This is a genomic window from Herbaspirillum sp. ST 5-3, assembly GCF_004804275.1.
GTDB lineage: Bacteria > Pseudomonadota > Gammaproteobacteria > Burkholderiales > Burkholderiaceae_D > Noviherbaspirillum.
The window spans coordinates 510,330-528,057 of the sequence record NZ_STGI01000002.1 but is presented as its reverse complement, the minus strand read 5'-3'; the positions used below and the strand labels follow the sequence as shown (position 1 = coordinate 528,057).

Annotated in this window: 20 protein-coding genes; 6 read left to right on the top strand and 14 right to left on the bottom strand. The window is 60.7% G+C overall.

What is annotated here, in order from left to right:
• Positions 1–6: 6 nt before the first annotated feature.
• Positions 7–1,272 carry a lipoprotein-releasing ABC transporter permease subunit gene (locus E6W33_RS06045; RefSeq protein ID WP_136415353.1) on the bottom strand — a complete coding sequence of 422 codons (1,266 nt, stop codon included), beginning with the start codon at positions 1,270–1,272 and terminating at the stop codon, positions 7–9.
• Positions 1,273–1,458: 186 nt separating this feature from the next.
• Entirely contained in the window at positions 1,459–2,400 is a 942-nt protein-coding gene (gene pcaQ / locus E6W33_RS06040) for a pca operon transcription factor PcaQ (RefSeq protein WP_136415351.1), read from the bottom strand.
• Positions 2,401–2,503: 103 nt separating this feature from the next.
• On the opposite strand from pcaQ, the gene pcaH reads away from it, so the two are divergent.
• The 5 genes from pcaH (at position 2,504) to E6W33_RS06015 (ending at position 7,114) form a co-directional block, all read left to right on the top strand.
• Positions 2,504–3,244: a protocatechuate 3,4-dioxygenase subunit beta gene (pcaH, locus tag E6W33_RS06035; RefSeq protein ID WP_136415349.1), complete on the top strand. Its 741-nt coding sequence runs from the start codon at positions 2,504–2,506 to the stop codon at positions 3,242–3,244.
• Positions 3,244–3,870 (top strand): protocatechuate 3,4-dioxygenase subunit alpha, encoded by a 627-nt coding sequence (gene pcaG, locus E6W33_RS06030; protein WP_168798549.1) that lies wholly within the window; start codon positions 3,244–3,246, stop codon positions 3,868–3,870. Before pcaH ends, pcaG begins: the two co-directional genes overlap by 1 nt.
• Positions 3,871–3,920: 50 nt before the next feature.
• The gene (locus E6W33_RS06025; RefSeq protein WP_136415345.1) at positions 3,921–4,517 is read left to right on the top strand and encodes a hemerythrin domain-containing protein; all 597 of its coding nucleotides are present in this window, start codon (positions 3,921–3,923) and stop codon (positions 4,515–4,517) included.
• Between the two features lie 41 nt (positions 4,518–4,558).
• Positions 4,559–5,740, top strand: a complete 1,182-nt coding sequence (pobA, locus tag E6W33_RS06020) for a 4-hydroxybenzoate 3-monooxygenase (protein WP_136415343.1) — start codon at positions 4,559–4,561, stop codon at positions 5,738–5,740.
• 198 nt (positions 5,741–5,938) lie between these two features.
• On the top strand, positions 5,939–7,114 hold the full coding sequence (locus E6W33_RS06015) for an ABC transporter substrate-binding protein (protein ID WP_136415341.1): 1,176 nt from the start codon (positions 5,939–5,941) through the stop codon (positions 7,112–7,114).
• A 158-nt stretch (positions 7,115–7,272) separates the two neighbouring features.
• On the opposite strand, the gene merP is transcribed toward E6W33_RS06015, so the two are convergent.
• The 5 genes from merP to E6W33_RS05990 all read right to left on the bottom strand — a co-directional run bounded on the left by merP (position 7,273) and on the right by E6W33_RS05990 (position 11,145).
• Entirely contained in the window at positions 7,273–7,566 is a 294-nt protein-coding gene (gene merP / locus E6W33_RS06010; protein ID WP_136415339.1) for a mercury resistance system periplasmic binding protein MerP, read from the bottom strand.
• 6 nt (positions 7,567–7,572) lie between these two features.
• Entirely contained in the window at positions 7,573–7,941 is a 369-nt protein-coding gene (locus E6W33_RS06005) for a mercuric transporter MerT family protein (protein WP_211097239.1), read from the bottom strand.
• An 84-nt stretch (positions 7,942–8,025) separates the two neighbouring features.
• Complete coding sequence (locus E6W33_RS06000) at positions 8,026–8,985, bottom strand: transglutaminase domain-containing protein (protein WP_348983149.1); 960 nt, start codon at positions 8,983–8,985, stop codon at positions 8,026–8,028.
• A gap of 241 nt (positions 8,986–9,226) precedes the next feature.
• On the bottom strand, positions 9,227–9,787 hold the full coding sequence (locus E6W33_RS05995; protein ID WP_168798548.1) for a TlpA disulfide reductase family protein: 561 nt from the start codon (positions 9,785–9,787) through the stop codon (positions 9,227–9,229).
• 101 nt (positions 9,788–9,888) lie between these two features.
• Complete coding sequence (locus E6W33_RS05990) at positions 9,889–11,145, bottom strand: metal-dependent hydrolase (protein WP_136415333.1); 1,257 nt, start codon at positions 11,143–11,145, stop codon at positions 9,889–9,891.
• 99 nt (positions 11,146–11,244) lie between these two features.
• Here E6W33_RS05990 and E6W33_RS05985 point away from each other — a divergent pair, with 99 nt between their 5' ends.
• On the top strand, positions 11,245–11,691 hold the full coding sequence (locus E6W33_RS05985; protein WP_136415331.1) for a CopD family protein: 447 nt from the start codon (positions 11,245–11,247) through the stop codon (positions 11,689–11,691).
• Positions 11,692–11,711: 20 nt separating this feature from the next.
• On the opposite strand, the gene E6W33_RS05980 is transcribed toward E6W33_RS05985, so the two are convergent.
• The 7 genes from E6W33_RS05980 to E6W33_RS05950 all read right to left on the bottom strand — a co-directional run bounded on the left by E6W33_RS05980 (position 11,712) and on the right by E6W33_RS05950 (position 17,707).
• A complete protein-coding gene (locus E6W33_RS05980) occupies positions 11,712–12,413 on the bottom strand; it encodes an ABC transporter ATP-binding protein (protein ID WP_136415329.1) in 702 nt (233 codons plus the stop codon).
• Positions 12,406–13,170, bottom strand: a complete 765-nt coding sequence (locus E6W33_RS05975; RefSeq protein ID WP_136415327.1) for an ABC transporter ATP-binding protein — start codon at positions 13,168–13,170, stop codon at positions 12,406–12,408. The genes E6W33_RS05980 and E6W33_RS05975 overlap by 8 nt, the downstream gene beginning before the upstream one ends.
• A complete protein-coding gene (locus tag E6W33_RS05970) occupies positions 13,167–14,192 on the bottom strand; it encodes a branched-chain amino acid ABC transporter permease (protein ID WP_136415324.1) in 1,026 nt (341 codons plus the stop codon). Before E6W33_RS05970 ends, E6W33_RS05975 begins: the two co-directional genes overlap by 4 nt.
• On the bottom strand, positions 14,189–15,055 hold the full coding sequence (locus tag E6W33_RS05965) for a branched-chain amino acid ABC transporter permease (protein WP_136415322.1): 867 nt from the start codon (positions 15,053–15,055) through the stop codon (positions 14,189–14,191). The genes E6W33_RS05970 and E6W33_RS05965 overlap by 4 nt, the downstream gene beginning before the upstream one ends.
• Positions 15,056–15,160: 105 nt before the next feature.
• Positions 15,161–15,550: a 4-carboxymuconolactone decarboxylase gene (gene pcaC / locus E6W33_RS05960; RefSeq protein ID WP_136415319.1), complete on the bottom strand. Its 390-nt coding sequence runs from the start codon at positions 15,548–15,550 to the stop codon at positions 15,161–15,163.
• Entirely contained in the window at positions 15,543–16,334 is a 792-nt protein-coding gene (gene pcaD, locus E6W33_RS05955) for a 3-oxoadipate enol-lactonase (protein ID WP_136415317.1), read from the bottom strand. The genes pcaC and pcaD overlap by 8 nt, the downstream gene beginning before the upstream one ends.
• An 11-nt stretch (positions 16,335–16,345) precedes the next feature.
• Positions 16,346–17,707 (bottom strand): 3-carboxy-cis,cis-muconate cycloisomerase, encoded by a 1,362-nt coding sequence (locus tag E6W33_RS05950; RefSeq protein ID WP_136415314.1) that lies wholly within the window; start codon positions 17,705–17,707, stop codon positions 16,346–16,348.
• Between the last annotated feature and the right edge of the window lie 21 nt (positions 17,708–17,728).

Sequence of the window (17,728 nt, the reverse complement as noted above, 5' to 3'; positions counted from 1 at the left end):
TCCTTTTTATTCGTAACGCAAGGCTTCTGCCGGCCGCACGTTGGCGGCACGCCAGCTCGGATACAAGGTGGCGAAGAAAGCCAGCACCACCGCGACGCTGCCGATCGTCCATACATCCGGCCATCGCAAATCCGAAGGCAGCGCGGTAATCAGGTAGATATCCTTGGACAGGAATTGCACGCCCAGAAGGTGTTCGATGAAGGGCACGATCACATCGATGTTGAGCGCCACGGTCACGCCCAGGCCGACGCCGATCGCCGTGCCGAACAAGCCGACCAGCGCGCCCTGGATGATGAAGATTTTCATGATCGATCCCGGCGATGCGCCCAGGGTACGCAGGATCGCGATATCGGCCTGCTTGTCGGTCACCGTCATGACCAGCGTCGAGACGAGGTTGAATGCGGCGACTGCGATGATCAGAGTCAGGATGATGAACATCATGCGCTTCTCGGTCTGCACCGCGGCGAACCAGGTGCGATTCTGTTTCGACCAGTCGAGGATCAGCAGGTTGCCGGTCAGGACATGCGACAGTTCCATCGCGACTTCCGGTGCGCGCTGCATGTCCTCGACGCGCAGGCGCAGGCCGGTCGGCGCGTCCAGCTTGAACATGCGCATTGCGTCATCGATGTGAATGAAGGCAAGTCCGGAATCGTACTCGTTGTGCCCCGCCTCGAAGATAGCGCCGACCGTGAACTGCTTCAGGCGCGGCAATACGCCGGCCGGCGTGCTCTGCCCTTGCGGCGCCACCATCGTCACCTTGTCACCGACATGGACGCGCAAGCCGCGCGCCAGCTCCTTGCCGAGGATGATGTTGAATTCCCCCGGCGCCAGGCTGGTGAAACTGCCTTCGCGGATCTGCGACGCCACGTCGGAAACCTTGGGTTCTTCTTCTGGAAGAATGCCGCGAATCACGACGCCGCGCACAGTGTCCTCGCGAATCAGCATGGCCTGCGCGGCGACATACGGCGCTGCGCCCTTCACTTCCTTGAGCTGGAAGGCTTCCTTTGCGGTGGCTTTCCAGTCAGGCATGCTGCCTGACGCGTCAAACACCTCGATATGCGACAGCACCGACAGCATCCGGTCGCGCACTTCCTTCTGGAAACCGTTCATCACGGAAAGCACGACGATGAGTGCCGCAACGCCGAGCGCGATGCCAGCCATGGAAATCAGCGAAATGAAGGAAATGAAACTGTTTCGGCCGCCGCGGCGGCCGGCGCGCGTATAGCGCATGCCGACCAGCCATTCGAACGGCATGTTTTTCGTAAGGCTCAAAAGAATGCTCCTGGATGAAGTCGCCCAATTTTAGCCGCGCGCGGCGCGATCCGGGCCGAGGCCCGGCTTTATAGCCTGTTTTATAGCCTGATTGGCAACTTCGTGTGCAGCGCGCAGTGTGCCATAGTCATGCCACGGGGAACAAGCGTTTCGTTAATTGCTTCGCGTGTCCGGCCTGATGCTGCATCAGTCGGCTTTCACGGAACGGCGACGCCCGACCGCTCGCAAGAGCTTCATGAAATCACGTACCGCCGGTGTCAGTGCGCCTTCGCTTCGGTGCAGCAATCCGACTGGTTCCTCCGTTCCTTCCGTGCGCACACCCAATTGAACAAGTTTGCGGCCTTCAAGTTCATCGCGAATTGCGCCGGCCGAAATGAACCAGACTGCATCGGAGCGCAGAGTGATTGCCCGGGCCACGGATACCGAAATCGTTTCAATGCAGTTGCGCGGCAGGTCCATGCCGTGCGATTGCAGCAAGCTCTCGACGTTGTGCCGGGGAATCGTTCCCTTCAAGGGCACAATGAAAGGAAAGCCCATTACTTCGGTCAGCGACGGGAATGTCCGGCCGGCCAGCGGATGGCCGGACCTGACGACGAGCATCAGCGGGTCGACGTAGAGCAGTTCAAAGACGAGCCCGACCATCATCTGCGGGTCCGCCATGCGTCCCAATACGCAATCCATTTCACCCGCCTTGAGCATTTGCAGCAAGGCGGCGTTGGCGGAGGTCCGGATCGTGATGCGCACATCCGGATGATCGCGCCGGTATTCCTCCAGAACGATCGGCAACAGGTCGGGTGCGACACTCGGGAGCGCGCCGATGACGACCGATTCATTCATCGGCGCATTGGACGCCGACAACGCATTGCCGACTGCATCCAGCGCCTCCACCGCAGGCACGGCGCGCGCGAGAAAGGTCTCGCCCTCACGGGTGAGCTGCGCGCCGAGCCGGTTTCTTTCGAACAAGCGCGCGCCGACGATTTCCTCCAGCTCAACCAGCGTTTTCGAGACGGCTGGCTGGCTCAGACGCAACCTGTCGGCCGCCTTGCGCAGATTGCGCTCCTGTGCAACCGCAAGGAAACAATGCAAGTGCCGCAAGCGTATCCGGCTCTGGAACAGATCTTTATTCATAACCACAGGTTATCACCGTCGGTTCTTAAATTCAATTTACATGAATATTTTTACGACTTAAATTAGGCTTCATCACTTTCCAAAAAATCCATGAGGAGACGAAATGGAAAAAACGAACGAACGGCCCGCCGAGTTCCTGCAGCGTGACCGCAGCGTGCATCCGCCGGCCTATACACCGGATTACAAGACCAGCGTGCTGCGTTCACCGAAGAACGCGTTGATCTCGCTGCAGAACTCCCTGTCCGAAATCACCGGCCCGGTCTTCCGTCGGGATGAACTCGGCCCGCTCGACAACGACCTGATCCGCAACTATGCGAAGGACGGACTGCCGATCGGCGAACGCATCATCGTGCACGGCTATGTGCGTGACGAAGCCGGCCGCCCGGTCCGCAATGCGCTGGTCGAAGTGTGGCAAGCGAATGCCGGCGGTCGCTACCGGCACAAGAAGGATCAGTACATCGCGCCCATCGATCCCAACTTCGGCGGCTGCGGACGCATGCTCACCGACGACAACGGCTATTACTTCTACCGCACGATCAAGCCCGGCCCCTACCCCTGGCGCAATCGCGTCAACGACTGGCGTCCCTCGCATATTCACTACTCGTTGTCCGGTTCCGGCTGGGCGCAGCGGCTGATCACGCAGATGTATTTCGAAGGCGACCCGCTGATCGCCACCTGCCCCATCCTCAGGTCGATCAACAACGAGGAAGCAATACGCGGCCTGATCGCGCCGCTCGACCGGCACGCCGCGGTCCAGTTCGACGCGCTGGCCTACCGTTTCGATATGGTCCTGAGAGGCTCGCGCGCCACGCTGTTCGAAAACCATTTGCAGGGAGCCCAGTGATGCTCAATCAACTCAATCACTTGAAAGAAACCGCGTCGCAAACCGCCGGCCCGTATGTGCATATCGGCCTCGCGCCGAACCAGGCGGGTTTCGACATCTTCGAGAAGAATTTCGCGAATGTGCTGACCGGCCCCGCTACCAAAGGCGAACGCATCCGGATTGAAGGCCGTGTGATCGATGGTTCAGGCACGCCGCTGCGCGATGTGCTGCTGGAGATCTGGCAGGCCAATGCAGCGGGACGCTACCAGCATCCGGCAGACCTGCAAGCCAAAGACGTGGATGAGGACTTCCGTGGCTGGGGGCGAGCCTGCTCGGATTTCGAAACGGGCGTGTACCGGTTCGACACCATCAAGCCGGGCCCCGTCACCGGCCGCAACGGACGCGAAATGGCGCCGCACATCAACTTGTGGATCGTGGCGCGCGGGATCAATATCGGACTGAACACGCGCATGTATTTTTCCGATGAAGCGGAACGAAATGCCAAGGATCCGGTGCTCAATCTGATCGAATGGGAAGTGCGCCGCAAAACCCTCGTAGCACAGCGCGAAGAGCTGAACGATGAAGTCGTGTATCGCTTCGACATCCGCATACAGGGCGAGGACGAGACGGTCTTCTTTGACATCTGAATGTCCGGCCAGCGCGTCGCGCAAGGGCCGTCTTCCGGAAGGAACACATTATGCGACTGCCTCCAACCCAAGCTGCGATCCGCGTGATCCAGGAAGAGCACGATCTGCTCAGCGCCATGATCCGCGGGATGGAGTATTTCGTCCGCACCGTCGCCGAAGGCGGAAAGGCGCCGGAGTCCAAGGTGTTCCGGGCGATGCTGCTGTATATCACCGAATACCCCGACCGCGTCCACCATCCGAAGGAAGACCACTACCTGTTTGCCCGCTTGCGAGAACGCAGCAATGCGGTCGACGATGTGCTGGACACGCTGGAATCGGAACACAGACTCGGCGACCGCCTGGTGCTGCAGTTGCAGAATGCATTGACACGGCTCGAACTGCACGGCGCCTCGGCATTCGGCGACTTCAAGAACCAGGTGCAGCGCTACGCCCAGTTCTACCACGGGCATATGCGCCTTGAGGAGGACATCGTGCTGCCTGCAGCGGTGCAATACCTCACCTCCTTCGACTGGGAAGAAATCAATGCTGCCTTCCTCGCCAATGACAATCCGCTCGCCGGGACGGACTACAAGAAAGACATGCAGGAGCTGTTTTCGCTCATCGCGAATATCGCACCGCCGCCGGTAGGCCTCGGCCCCGAAGCCTGAGCAGCTGTGGAAAACGCATGACAAGAATACTGGAGACAACCATGAAAACACAGGTCGCGATCGTCGGTGCCGGGCCGTCCGGATTGCTGCTCGGCCAGTTGCTGCACCTGCAGGGAATCGATACGGTCATTCTCGAAGCGAAGAGTCCGGAATATGTCCTCAGCCGCATCCGGGCGGGCGTGCTGGAACAAGGTGCGGTAGACGTCCTGCGCGAAGCGGGCGCGGGCGCGCGCATGGACCGTGAAGGCCATGTCCACGAAGGCTTCACGATTGCATTCGCCGGACGGCGCGAGCGCATCGACCTCAAATCCCTGACCGACGGCAAGACGGTGATGGTGTATGGCCAGACCGAGGTCACGCGCGACCTGATGAATGCACGCAAGGAAAGCGGCGCGCTCAGCATTTATGAAGCACACGACGTGCAGCTGCATGATTTCTATGGCGACAAGCCGCACGTCAGCTTCGTCAAGGACGGCGAAACCATCGAACTGGAATGCGATTACATTGCCGGCTGCGACGGCTTCCACGGCATCTCGCGCAAATCGGTGCCGGAAAGCGCCATCAGGAATTTCGAGCGCGTCTATCCTTTCGGCTGGCTCGGCGTGCTGTCGCATACCCCGCCGGTGACGCCAGAGCTGATCTATGCCAACCATGACCGCGGCTTCGCACTGTGCAGCATGCGCTCCGACAACCTGAGCCGCTACTATGTGCAGGTCACGCACGAAGACAAGGTCGAGGACTGGTCCGACGAACGGTTCTGGAATGAGTTGAGAAAGCGCCTGCCGGAAGACGTGGCGGCCAGCCTCGTGACAGGCCCGTCGATCGAGAAGAGCATCGCTCCGCTGCGCAGCTTTGTTGCCGAGCCGATGAAATTCGGCCGCCTGTTTTTGGTCGGTGATGCCGCGCACATCGTGCCGCCGACCGGCGCAAAAGGCCTCAACCTTGCCGCCAGCGACGTGTACACGCTCTATCATCTGCTGCGCAAGGCTTACCATGACGGGCGCAGCGACCTGCTCGACCGGTATTCGGAAATCTGCCTGCGCCGCATCTGGAAGGCCGAGCGCTTCTCCTGGTGGATGACGACCCTGCTGCACAAGCTGTCCGACGATCCCTTCGGGCAACGCATGCAGCTTGCCGATCTCGACTATTTCACTGGCTCGCTGGCCGGGCGCACAACCATTGCGGAGAACTACGTCGGGCTACCGTACGAACGCATAGAATAGGCACGCGCTTCATTGACCATGGCGCCTGTCTCCTTACCCGGGCAGGCGTTTTTCATGTGAGATTGCAGCATACAAACCGTTCGATTACCGCACGATTATCTGCTTACCGAACTTTTTATACGCTATGATCGATTGCACGACCTGAAGGTCGACAAGCAAACGGGAACACGCCTTCCCGGACACCATAGGAGACAAAACATGAAGCTGACAAGAATCGTGGCATCCCTCGCCGCGCTCGGTGCACTAGCGCTGAGCTCGGCTGGCGCCCTGGCGGAAGAGACCATCAAGGTCGGCCTGATCGCCCCCTTCTCCGGCCCCTTTGCCGACTACGGCAAGCAGATGGAAGGCGGCATCAAGGCTTACATGAAGCAGCACGGCGACAAGGTCGCCGGCAAGAAAGTGGAAATCATCATCAAGGACACCACCGGCCCGGTGCCGGAAGTGGCGAAACGCCTCGCACAAGAGCTGGTCGTGCGCGACAAGGTGGATTTCCTCGCCGGCTTCGGCCTGACCCCGGAAGCATTGGCCGTGGCGCCGATCGCGGAGCAGGCGAAGAAACCGATGATCATCATGAACGCGGCGACATCGATCATCACCACCAAGTCCAATTACATCGCGCGCTTTTCGATGACCCTGCCGCAGGTGTCCGGCCCGATGGCGACCTGGGCGGTGAAGAACGGCATCAAGAAAGTCGTGACCCTGGTCGCGGATTATGGTCCCGGCATCGACGCGGAAACCGCGTTCAAGACCAATTTCCTGGGCGGCGGCGGACAGGTGATGGAATCGATCCGCGTACCGCTGCGCAATCCGGAATTCGCGCCCTTCATCCAGCGCATCAAGGATGCCAGGCCGGAAGCTGTCTTCATCTTCGTTCCGGCCGGCGAACAAGGCATCGCGTTCATGAAGGGATACCGCGAGCGCGGACTGGCTGAAGCCGGCATCAAGGTGATCGCCACCGGCGACCTGACCGACGATCATGTGCTGCCTGCCATGGGCGACGCGGTGCTCGGCGTCATCACCACCTTCCACTACTCGGCCGCGCATGATTCGCCCGAGAACAAGGCTTTCCTGAAGAGCTTCAAGGAAGCCAATCCGGGCGCCGGCCGGCCGAACTTCATGGCCGTGGCGGCTTACGATGGCATCAACGCGATTTACGAAACGGCGAAAAAGCTGAACGGCAAGATCGATGGCGACAAGGCGATGGCGGTGCTCAAGACCATGAAGTTCGTCAGTCCGCGCGGCCCGATTGCAATCGATCCCGCCACGCGCGACATCATCCAAACGGTGTATGTGCGCAAGGTGGAAAAGCGCGATGGCGAGGTGTACAACGTCGAGTTCGACAAGTTCCCGGAGATGAAGGACACCGGCAAGTGAGTGACAGCGGAATCAGGCAGGCAGTGTGTCGTAGAGGAAGCTGAGCAGATACCTGCGTTGCCTCGCTCTCCGTGCCGATGAAACATCAAAGGCCAACCGGTTTTTCGGTTGGCCTTTTTTCATGTTGGGCATGGATAGCACGCCACGCAGAGGCCCGCCTATTTCAATGGTTCTTTCAGCATCGACGGGTAACCCGCGTTCTCGGTGGCGTTCTTGAGATCGGCCACGGTCGCCTTGTCGTCATCGAAAACAACCACCGCTTCGCGCCGTTCATAGCTGACCTTTGCCCGCGATACGCCGGGGACTTTGAGCAGTGCTGCCTTGATGGTGATCGGGCAGGTCGCGCAATCCATGGTCGGCACGTTGAGCGACACCGTCCGGGATTTCGCCGATGCGAATTGAGGCAGGCACAGGAGCGCGGCAAGCAGCGGTGAAGCCAGGATTTTCAGCATGACAGTTCAGTAAAAATAGGGAGCAATCAAGGGAAACAGCATGAGCAGCGCGATAAAGACGGCACAGACCAGGAAGATCGTTTTTGTGACCGGACGCGTCTTCTCGCAGTCGGTACCTTCGGTGTAGGAACACGCCGCCGACGGTCGGAAAATGAGCGCCCCGGCCCATGCGAGCGCGACGAGCGCGATTCCCGTAAAGACCGGCGTCAACGGGCGCAATGCCGTCAGATTCACCATCCAGGCCCCGGTGATGCCGACCAGGACCAGCACAAGCGGGAGCAGGCAGCAGGTCGACGCAATCATCGACGATGCCACGGCGAGGCCCATCAGGCCCATGCTCAGGTTCTTTCGAGACGCGATCCCACTCGGTTTCATGGAAGAAGATTTGCTATACATCGGTTCACATACGGCTGGCGGAAATCGCAGCGCGCACTGCATGCAGCCTTGCGCGCCCTTTCATCAGACGGAAATGCTGCGCGCGCTGATCGCATATTTGAAGGCATCCGGATCCAGCGGATCAAGCGCCTCACCTTGGACTTCGGCCTGCGGATACATGAAGAATCCGAGTGTTCCCGTCTTCGCCCCAGGCAGGCTGACATCGTGGGCGAAATTGTACGCCATCCAGTTGCCTTCCCAGCCGCCGAACAATGCCTTCCGGACCGGCGCAACCACGGGGTGATCCGGATCCTTGATCCAGTTGCCGGTTTCGAGACGCATCACCTTGCCGACATCGGCCGGGTCCATGGCGACCCAGCCATGCTTGCGCAGATACACCTCTGCGCGACAGTGCTGGGCGCTCTTGAGCGATGCCGGATTGCCACCCAGTTCCCTGTAGCCGAATGCGCTGGGAACAAGGCGAATGCCGTATGCATCGCGCGCCGGCACGCCGGCGGCGCGGCAAAGACCAACGAACAAACCGTTGATGTCGCCGCACTTGCCACCGAAATTCCCGGTTTCCAGCATCGCCTTGATGTCGCCGGTGCCGCAGCCGCGTACCTTGGGTTCGCGATACGTGGTGACGATGATCCAGTCGTAAATGCGCTGAACCTTTTCCACATCCGACCTGGCGCCGGCGACAATCTGCCGTGCGGTATGACGAACGATGCCGTCGAGCGGAATCAAGTCGGTCGGCTTCATCCATTGGCGCAAGTCGTCCGGAATTTCATGCGAAGCGGTCGATGTTGACCAGTCAGTGGCGCGGTCCCTGGTCTGTATGCGCGATGTCACTTCCAGGACAGGCTGCGCCGAACCGTCGAATTCCGCGATCAGATACCTGGCACCATATTTGGCATCCGTTCCGACGCGCATGGCTTTGGCATTGCCGGACCAGTTGTCCGACAGCGAGCGTTGCCAATCGGCTTCCACGGACGGCAGCGGAACCCAGACAGTCGATGGCACACCTGTTTTTTGCAGATTCACGCGGGTGACAACTTCCAGACTCCGCCAGTCGCCTGGACGAGGCTCAAAGCGTCGTTCTTTCTGTTGGGCCAACACGGCCTTCGGGACCGAGGCAAGGAGCAATGCGCCCGAGGCTGCCTTCAACAAGGACCGTCGGGTCCAGTTTTTTGATTTGCTGTCTTGCATTTTCTTTCCTATCGTTAGATCGTCCATGATCTGTTCATCTTGTTGTTGCGTATCCGGTGGTACACGATGGTGCGCGTCATTTCGCCTTGGCCGGCATGTGCTCTTCCAGCATCTTTTCAATGGCTTGCTTTACGCTGCCATCCTTGCGGTCCAGCTCTCCGACAACACGCCAGCGAGCCCGCCCGTGACGATCAATCAGCACTGTGGTCGGCAAAATACCATTGGTCCACTTTTTGAAGTGTTCTCCGGATTTATCCAGCAGTATCGGATAGTCGAACCGGTGCTCGGCGGCGAAACGCTGGACCGTCGAGGCAGATTCCTTGAAATTGACGCCGAGAACGACCACCTCTTCTGCCATCGACGCACTGTGCGCCAAATCGTTCAGGAACGGAATCTCGTCGACGCACGGCGCGCACCAGCTAGCCCAGAAATTCAGCACAACAACCTTGCCGCGCAAGCTATGAATGTCCCATTGCCGGCCATCAGGATCGATTGCACTCAACTGAGGCGTTGGAAAACGATCCGGCCAGCGTCGCAACGAGGGTTCTCCGGCCCATGAGGACTGCCATGTTATCGCAGCCGCTGCGAACATCAAGGCAAAGACGAAGCGGCGACCACGTATGGTTCCTGCTGACATGGCACTTTTTACACGGATTTGACGCGGGAAACCCGAATGATAGCAGATGCACCCGGATGGTTTTGCTCTCCTGGTCTGCGGGAAAAGCCTCGAGTTCCCTGTTAGTGGCGACGAGCGGTTGATTGCCACGGCACGTCCAATAAATCTGCGCGCGGAAAATCCCACCGAGGAACATGCTTCGGGCATTCCTTCTGCCTGAATTCCTCAAAATCCAGCGCGGTGAAATTTCCCCTCGGGCTGGCCGAAAAGCGCAAATCGCTCGCCACGTTGTCGCTGACCATCGGGGCGCGCGCAAAACGCATCCATGCGCGGAAATGGCAGTTGCGCTCTTTCAGGTCCCGCAACAAAGCGAGACTGCCGTGCACCTCCTGCGCAAAGGCTATTGTCCTCTCCCCTTGCTCCGGCACCGCGCCGTCCAGGAAATTGGCGGGACAGGCAGCAACCGGTACCAAGTCCGGCAGCACGCTGACAGTTCCGCGACGCAATCGATAACTTCCTTCCGCCGCATTGCTCTCGACTGATACGAAGGCCCAGCAGACAGGATTGGTCGGGAACGAGGAAAGTGATATATCGGCGACATGGCTGGCGGGATCCTTTGATTGCAGTATCGCCGTGACGGCGTGCCTGGCTGTCCGCGACGCGGCGCCCTGCACACCCACGAAGCCGAGGCCCAGCATAAATGCAAGGACCAGGGCCCTCGTGCCATGCGTTCCGGCGCGATGCTGCATCAGACCGAGTACGATGGCGATCAGGCACAGTACAGCGTATCCCGTCCAGGTCAGGAACTCGTGGATCGTGAAGTACAGGGGCGCACCGAGCAACAGGGCGACGAACAGAATTCGCCACGCCGGACGCCTGACCGTCATCGCCATCGTGACGCCGAACGCGACCCAGAATCCCGGCTCCAGGATGAACACCATGTCGCCATACAGCCAGTGCGAATCGAAGGGATGGAAAGGATGAATGCCATAGGAGTTGAGGTAATCCATCAGCAGATGCAACCCGAAGCCAACAAGCAGCGCCACACCGAATCCGATACGCGCGCTTCGGCTTTCGCGCAGCAGGCGACGCGCGGCAGGCCACAAGAGCCACATCAGCCCGGCCAGCAGGACAGCCTGCGGAAATGCATACAGCACAGTGTGCGTGTGGCCGCGGTGGTGCAGCAGGTAACCGAGCGGCGCGGGCAGCAACGGCGACAGTACGATATCCAGGTCGGGGAAGTTGCTGGCAAGCCAGCAGGCAAGCAGAAGAAAGCGGCGCCGCAAGCCTTGGCGCAGCGAATCCGGTTCCGGCGGCAGACAGCGGTGCAGCAGTTCGCCGGCGGCGAGACCGACGACAGAGTGACTGAGATTATCCATGGCGCGATCTTACCGGCTTTCCATGATTGCATCGCGCCATCGGACGACAATCGCATTCGGCCTTACAATCTCGGCGACACCATCTCAACAGGAGCTCGAATGATCTTCGCAAAATTCCTTCACATCCTCGGCTTCACCGTTTGGGTCGGTGGCATGTTCTTCGCCTACATGGCCTTGCGGCCGGTCGCCGCATCGCGGCTCGCGCCGGAACAAAGGCTGCCATTATGGGAAGGCGTGTTTCAGAAGTTCTTCCCTTGGGTATGGGTAGCAGTCGCCTTGCTGCTTCTGAGCGGCCTCTTCATGATGGCAAGAATGGGCAAGCCGCCGCTGCATGTCATCATCATGTTCGTGATCGGGATTGCGATGATGCTGATTTACGCACACATCTTCTTTGCGCCCTACAAGCGCCTCAGGGACACCGTCGCGCAACATGACTGGCCGGCTGCCGGGGCGGCGCTGGGGCAGATCCGCAAGCTGATCGGCACCAACCTGATTCTCGGACTCGTCACCGTTTGTGTCGGAGCGCTTGGGCAGCTGACACTCTGACTGACGCGGCAGAACGGCGATCAGGCAACTGCAACCAGCCGGTTCAAGGTTTCCGGGTCCTTCATCAGGCTTTCACTGTCCGACTGATGCACGATCCGGCCGCGGTCGAGCACGATCGCGCGTTTGGTCAGCGACAAGGCGAGACGCGCATGCTGCTCGACCACGATCACCGACATGCCGCCGTCGAGCACCAGCTTGCGGATCACGCGCATCAATTCCTGCACGATGATCGGCGCCAGCCCCTCCATCGGCTCATCCAGCAACAGCAGTTTCGGATTGACCATCAGCGCGCGTGCGATGGCCAGCATTTGCTGCTCGCCGCCCGACAACTGGTTGCCCATGTTGGCGCGACGCTCCTTCAGGCGAGGAAAGATCTCATACACCTTCGGCACCGTCCAATCGCCTGGCCGGGCCACCACGGTCAGATGCTCCTCCACCGTCAGCGACGGGAACATGAAGCGCTCCTGCGGCACCCAGCCAAGACCTGCGTGCGCACGCGCATGCGTCGGCACACGTGCAATGTCGCCGCCCTGCCATCGAATCCTGCCATGGTGCATTTGCGTCAGGCCCATGAGAGTCACCAGCAGACTGGTCTTACCAACGCCATTGCGGCCCAGCAGCGCCAGGCTGTCGCCCTCCTGCATCGCGAGCGAAATATCTTCCAGCACGACCGAGTCACCATAGCCCGCGGTCACGTTTTCGAGTGCGAGCAATTCAGCCATGTTCGGCTTCTCCCAGATAAACTTCCTTGACGCGCGGATCGGCGGCGATCTCTGCCGGCGTGCCTTCGGTCAGCACCTTGCCGCCGACCAGCACGGTGATCCGCTCCGCAAAGCGGAATACCAGTCCCATGTCGTGCTCGATGAAGACAATTGTCACATCGCGCGGCAGGCGTGCGATGACTTCAAACAGTTCGGCGCTTTCGGCCGAGGGGATGCCGGCAGCCGGTTCGTCGAGCAAGAGCACTTTCGGCCGGGTTGCCAGCGCTAGTGCAATCTCGACGAGGCGCTGCTTGCCGTAGGGAAGGCTGCGCGTGACGGTATCGGCATCACGGTCGAGCTTGAGCGACGCGAGCAAGGCCAGTGCCTCTTCGATCTCATCGTGTTGCTGCGCCACGGTCTTGTACCAGACGTATTGCAATCCCTTGCGTTCGCAGATGGTCAGCACGACGGATTCCAGCACGGTCAAGCCGGCGAACAAGGTATTGATCTGGAAGGTGCGCGTCATGCCACGCTTGACGCGCTGATGCTGCGGCAGCGCGGTGATATCTTCATCGCCGAAATACACCTTGCCGCTGCTCGGTGCAAGGGAACCGGTCAACAGATTGATGAAGGTGGTCTTGCCTGCGCCGTTAGGACCGATCAGCGCGTGGCGCGCACCCGGCGCGAACGACAGGCTGATGTCGCTGTTGGCGCGAAATCCGCCCCAGTTCTTGCACAGGGCGTCGGTGCGCAGCGTGGTCGCTTTCATCGCACTCATCGCTTTCCTCCTCGTGCCGGTTTGAACCGGTCTCGAATTTTTTCCAGCCCGCCGAGAATGCCCCCGCGCGCAAACAGCACGATCACCATCAGCAGCAGGCCGATCCAGAACTGCCAATAGGCCGGATTCAACCCGGAGATATAGTCCTGCGCCAGCATGAAAATCGCGGCGCCGACCAGTGCGCCGTAGAGTCGCCCGGTGCCGCCCAGCACCAGCATAATAAGCAACTCCGCCGAGCGCGCGAAGCTCAGGCTGTCGAGGCCGACGAACTGCGTGGTTTGCGCGAGCAAGCCGCCAGCGATGCCCGCCACCACTGCGCCGATGGTGAACACCACTGTCAGGCGCTGGTTGACGTTGGCGCCGATCGCGGGCATGCGCTTGCCTCCCTCACGGATGCCGACCAGGCTGAGACCAAACGGTGAATTGACCAGCCTGCGCAGGAAGACAAACAACAGGAACAGCACCGCGAAGCTGTAGAAGAAGGCTGTCTTTCCATAGAGGTCGAATTCGAACATGCCGAACAGTTTGCCGACAACCATGCCCTGCAGGCCGTCCACTCCGCCGGTAATGAAGGCTGCCTTGTTGGCCGCCTCGAACGTCATCAGGCCGATGCCGAGCGTGACCATCAGGCGCGTCAGATCCTGTCCGCGCACCACGAGAAAACTGACGCAGTAGCCAAGCAAGCCGGCAACCAGTCCCGCCGCCAGCAAACCGCTGAAGGGCTCGCTCCAGCCGTGCACCGACAACAGGCCGGCGGTATAGGCGCCAAGACCGAAGAAGGCCGCATGTCCGAGCGATACCATGCCCGCGTAGCCGAGAATCAGATCGAGCGACAGCGCGAACAGACCGACGATCATGATCTGGCTGATCAGCACCAGATAATTCGGAAACAGGAAGTATGCGGCCAGCGGCGTCAGCCAGAACACGATTTCAAGCGGCCGCCAGCGGTCATGCGGCAAGCGTGCGCGGGGAACCGGAGTGGGCGGAGCGGCGAGCACGGTGGACAAGGTTGAAGGTTTCATGCGCGCCTCCCGAGCAGGCCGGACGGAAACAGGATCAGCAGCACGACCATCAGTCCGTAGATCACGAATGCGCCGACTTCCGGCACGTAATACTTGCCCGCGACATCGAATACGCCAAGGATCAGCGCGGCGACCAGCGGCCCCTTGATGGTGCCGGCACCGCCGACTGCGACCACCAGCAGGAAGTACACCATGTACTTGATCGGGAAGGTCGGGTCGAGGCCAAGCACATCGATGCCCAGTCCGCCCCCCAGACCCGCCAGCCCGGAACCCAATGCGAAGGTCAAACTGAACACGCGGCTGACGTTGATGCCCAGGCCAGCCGATGCCTGCTGGTTGTCCACCGAGGCGCGAATCTGTGCGCCGAAACGCGTGCGCTCGATCAGGTAGCCCAGCGCGAAGGTAATCACCACCACCACGCCGATCAGGAAGAGCCGGTACGCGCCGACATCCAGCCCCAGCAGCGATACCTGTCCACGCAGCCAGTCCGGCAACGTCACCGGTTGTTGCGTCGGTCCCCAGATGTAGGTGGCTGCAGCAACCGAGACAAATGTCAGTCCGATCGAAAACAGCACCTGGTCCAGATGATTTGCCTTGTACAGACGACGGTACAGCAGGCGCTCCAGCACGAATCCCATCGTGGCACTTGCGAGAAATGCCAACGGCAGCGACAGGAGGAAAGGCACGCCCATCCGGTTCATCAGCACCACGCTGACATAGCCGCCGAGCATCGCGAACGCGCCGTGCGCGAGATTGACGAAATTCATCAGGCCCATGGTGACCGACAGGCCGACGCTGATCAGGAACAGCAGGCTTCCGTAAGCAATTCCGTCGAAGAGAACACCGACGAGATTGCCTAGCATGGCGACCTCCGGTACGAGGCTGCGCGCGGGTGGTGATGCATGATGCCTGCTCCTTCCAAAACCTGTTTTTCTTTCGTCATGTTGCGTGGACGCTGCATGGCCGTTTCAGGATTGTTCCTGATCGATTTTCTGAAACACTTCCTGCGCGAGGCGGAAGGCCGAATTCGCTGCCGGCACGCCGCAATATATCGCCGCCTGCAGCAACACTTCCTTGATCTCGTCGCGCGTCACGCCGTTATTGGCTGCGGCGCGCAGATGCAAGGCCAGCTCCTCCTCGCGGTTGAGCGCGATCATCGCCATGATCGTTAGCAGGCTGCGGGTATGGCGCGGCAGTCCCGGCCGCGTCCATATTTCGCCCCAAGCGTAACGCGTGATGAGGTCCTGGAATTCCGACGTCAGTTCAGTGCGATTTGCCTGGGCGCGATCGACATGCGCGTCGCCGAGCACCGCGCGTCGCACTACCATTCCCTTGTCGTGGCGCTGTTTTTCATCCATGGCTGCCCTGCCTGAGGAAGTCGACTACCTGGGTCGTGAAAGCCTGCGCCGCTTCCCAGTTCGACAAATGCGCGGCATTCAGCTCGACATAGCGCGCGCCCGCGATGCTGTCTGCGACCCGCTTGCCCTCTGCGGCTGGCGTCGCGAGATCGAACCTGCCGGCAATCACCAGTGTCGGCGCCGAGATGCGATGAACATTGGCTCGCTCGTCCATGTCCCGCACCGCCGCGCAGTTGCCAACATAGCCTTCCGGAGAAGCGCCCAGCAGCATGTCGCGCACCAGATTGACCTGCACCGGCGCAGTGCGCTGAAAGTCGCTCGTAAACCAGCGGTCGATCACGGCGGGAACGATGGACGCCATGCCTTCCTGCTTCACCTTGTCGATGCGCGCGTTCCACAATTCCGCGGAGCCGATCTGCGCAGAGGTATTGCACAGGACAAGGCGGTCGATGCGCTCCGGTCGATGAATGCCGAGCCAGATTCCCGTCATGCCGCCCATCGACAGTCCGCAAAAATGCGTGCGTTCGATCTCCAGGTGATCCAGCAGCGCCACCACATCATTGCCGAGCTGCTCGATGGAATACGGGCCGCCCGGCACGCTCGATTTTCCGTGCCCGCGCGTGTCATAGCGGATGACGCGGAAATGCTCGATCAGCGCCGGCATTTGCGGCGTCCACATATCGAAGTTTGTGCCGAGCGAATTCGACAGCACGAGGCAGGGTGCGTCGTCGCGCCCGTCGATCCGGTAATGCAGGCGCAGATTCGCAGCATCCATGAATGGCATTGTTGTCTCCGTCAGTGTTTGTTTGCATCGCGTTCGCGATAGGTGTGCAGGACGCGCTCGATGAAAGCTTCCGCTTCACCGGTATAGCCGGCGGGATCGAGCAGCTTGTCGATGTCCGCCTCCTGCAACTCGGCACGGATCGCGGGATCCGCTTTCAGCACATCGCCCAGATGCCGTCCCGACCCGGCCGCGAGATGGCATGCCCGCTCGACCGCCTGATGCGCCTGCATGCGCCCGATGCGACCGCCAAGTGCCAAGGCGACCGCTTCCGCCATGATCTGCCCCTGCGTTGCATCCAGATTGATTCGCATGCGCGCGGCATCGACCGCCAGGCCGGATACGACCGAGCGCATCTGTTCCAGCGCGCCGGACGCGAGCTGCATGATCTCCGGCAGCGTGTCCCACTCTGCCTGCCAGCCGCCGAGGGCGCGTTCATGTTCCTGCACCATCGCCGAGAGCATGGTCGACACGAGTGCGGGCACACGCATCGCGGCCGTCAATGCGGCGGCGCAACCAACCGGATTGCGCTTGTGCGGCATGGTCGATGAGCCGCCCCGCCCTTCGGCAAGCGGCTCGGACACTTCCGCCACGTCGGTCTGCATCTGGAGTGAAATATCGCGCGCCATCTTGCCCAGTGTGCCGGTCAGCATGCCGATGACGGTTGCCGCTTCGACCACGCGGTCGCGCTGCGTATGCCACGGCGTGTCCGGCAGCGTCAGGCCGAGTTCTCCGGCGAGTGTGGCGGCGACCTGCAATCCCTTGCCGCCAAGGCTGGCAAGCGTTCCGGCAGCGCCGCCGAATTGCAGCGCCAGCGAACGCGCGCGCAGTCCGTCGAGCCGATCCATGTGCCGCACAATCGCATCGAGCCATCCGGCCGCCTTCAGGCCGAAGGTGATCGGCAGTGCATGCTGCATCCAGGTTCGTCCCACCATCGGAGTGTGTCGGTGCTGCTCGGCGAGATGCGCCAGCACGCCGGCCAGCTTGCCAAGATCAGCGTCGAAGAGTCGGAATGCTTCGCGTAGCTGCAGAACCAGACCGGTATCGATGATGTCCTGACTGGTCGTGCCCCAATGCACATACTTGGCCGCTTCCGCATCGCGCGCCGCAACAAGAGCCGTCAGTTGCTTGACGAGCGGAATCGCCAGATTGCCCGCAGGTCCGGCGGCTTTCATCAATGCCGGCAAATCGATCAGCGCGGCGTCGCAGCAGCCGCAAATCGCGTGCACGGCAGTGGCGGGAATGACGCCGTGCTGCGCCTCGGCGCGCGTCAACGCGGCTTCGACATCGAGCATGCGCTGAATGGCCGCCTGATCCGAAAACACATTCAGCATGTCTCCGGAAGAAAACATCGAAGAAGTGAGCCTGGAAGTCATCGCGTCAGCATCCCGGTTGTT

Bases quoted from the DNA above. Each gene is read 5' to 3' on its own strand.
- pcaQ (WP_136415351.1), bottom strand. From the start codon at position 2,400: ATGAATAAAGATCTGTTCCAGAGCCGGATACGCTTGCGGCACTTGCAT.
- pcaH (WP_136415349.1), top strand. From the start codon at position 2,504: ATGGAAAAAACGAACGAACGGCCCGCCGAGTTCCTGCAGCGTGACCGC.
- pcaG (WP_168798549.1), top strand. From the start codon at position 3,244: ATGCTCAATCAACTCAATCACTTGAAAGAAACCGCGTCGCAAACCGCC.
- E6W33_RS06025 (WP_136415345.1), top strand. From the start codon at position 3,921: ATGCGACTGCCTCCAACCCAAGCTGCGATCCGCGTGATCCAGGAAGAG.
- pobA (WP_136415343.1), top strand. From the start codon at position 4,559: ATGAAAACACAGGTCGCGATCGTCGGTGCCGGGCCGTCCGGATTGCTG.
- E6W33_RS06015 (WP_136415341.1), top strand. From the start codon at position 5,939: ATGAAGCTGACAAGAATCGTGGCATCCCTCGCCGCGCTCGGTGCACTA.
- merP (WP_136415339.1), bottom strand. From the start codon at position 7,566: ATGCTGAAAATCCTGGCTTCACCGCTGCTTGCCGCGCTCCTGTGCCTG.
- E6W33_RS06005 (WP_211097239.1), bottom strand. From the start codon at position 7,941: ATGAAACCGAGTGGGATCGCGTCTCGAAAGAACCTGAGCATGGGCCTG.
- E6W33_RS05995 (WP_168798548.1), bottom strand. From the start codon at position 9,787: ATGTCAGCAGGAACCATACGTGGTCGCCGCTTCGTCTTTGCCTTGATG.
- E6W33_RS05990 (WP_136415333.1), bottom strand. From the start codon at position 11,145: ATGGATAATCTCAGTCACTCTGTCGTCGGTCTCGCCGCCGGCGAACTG.
- E6W33_RS05985 (WP_136415331.1), top strand. From the start codon at position 11,245: ATGATCTTCGCAAAATTCCTTCACATCCTCGGCTTCACCGTTTGGGTC.
- E6W33_RS05980 (WP_136415329.1), bottom strand. From the start codon at position 12,413: ATGGCTGAATTGCTCGCACTCGAAAACGTGACCGCGGGCTATGGTGAC.
- E6W33_RS05975 (WP_136415327.1), bottom strand. From the start codon at position 13,170: ATGAGTGCGATGAAAGCGACCACGCTGCGCACCGACGCCCTGTGCAAG.
- E6W33_RS05970 (WP_136415324.1), bottom strand. From the start codon at position 14,192: ATGAAACCTTCAACCTTGTCCACCGTGCTCGCCGCTCCGCCCACTCCG.
- E6W33_RS05965 (WP_136415322.1), bottom strand. From the start codon at position 15,055: ATGCTAGGCAATCTCGTCGGTGTTCTCTTCGACGGAATTGCTTACGGA.
- pcaC (WP_136415319.1), bottom strand. From the start codon at position 15,550: ATGGATGAAAAACAGCGCCACGACAAGGGAATGGTAGTGCGACGCGCG.
- pcaD (WP_136415317.1), bottom strand. From the start codon at position 16,334: ATGCCATTCATGGATGCTGCGAATCTGCGCCTGCATTACCGGATCGAC.
- E6W33_RS05950 (WP_136415314.1), bottom strand. From the start codon at position 17,707: ATGACTTCCAGGCTCACTTCTTCGATGTTTTCTTCCGGAGACATGCTG.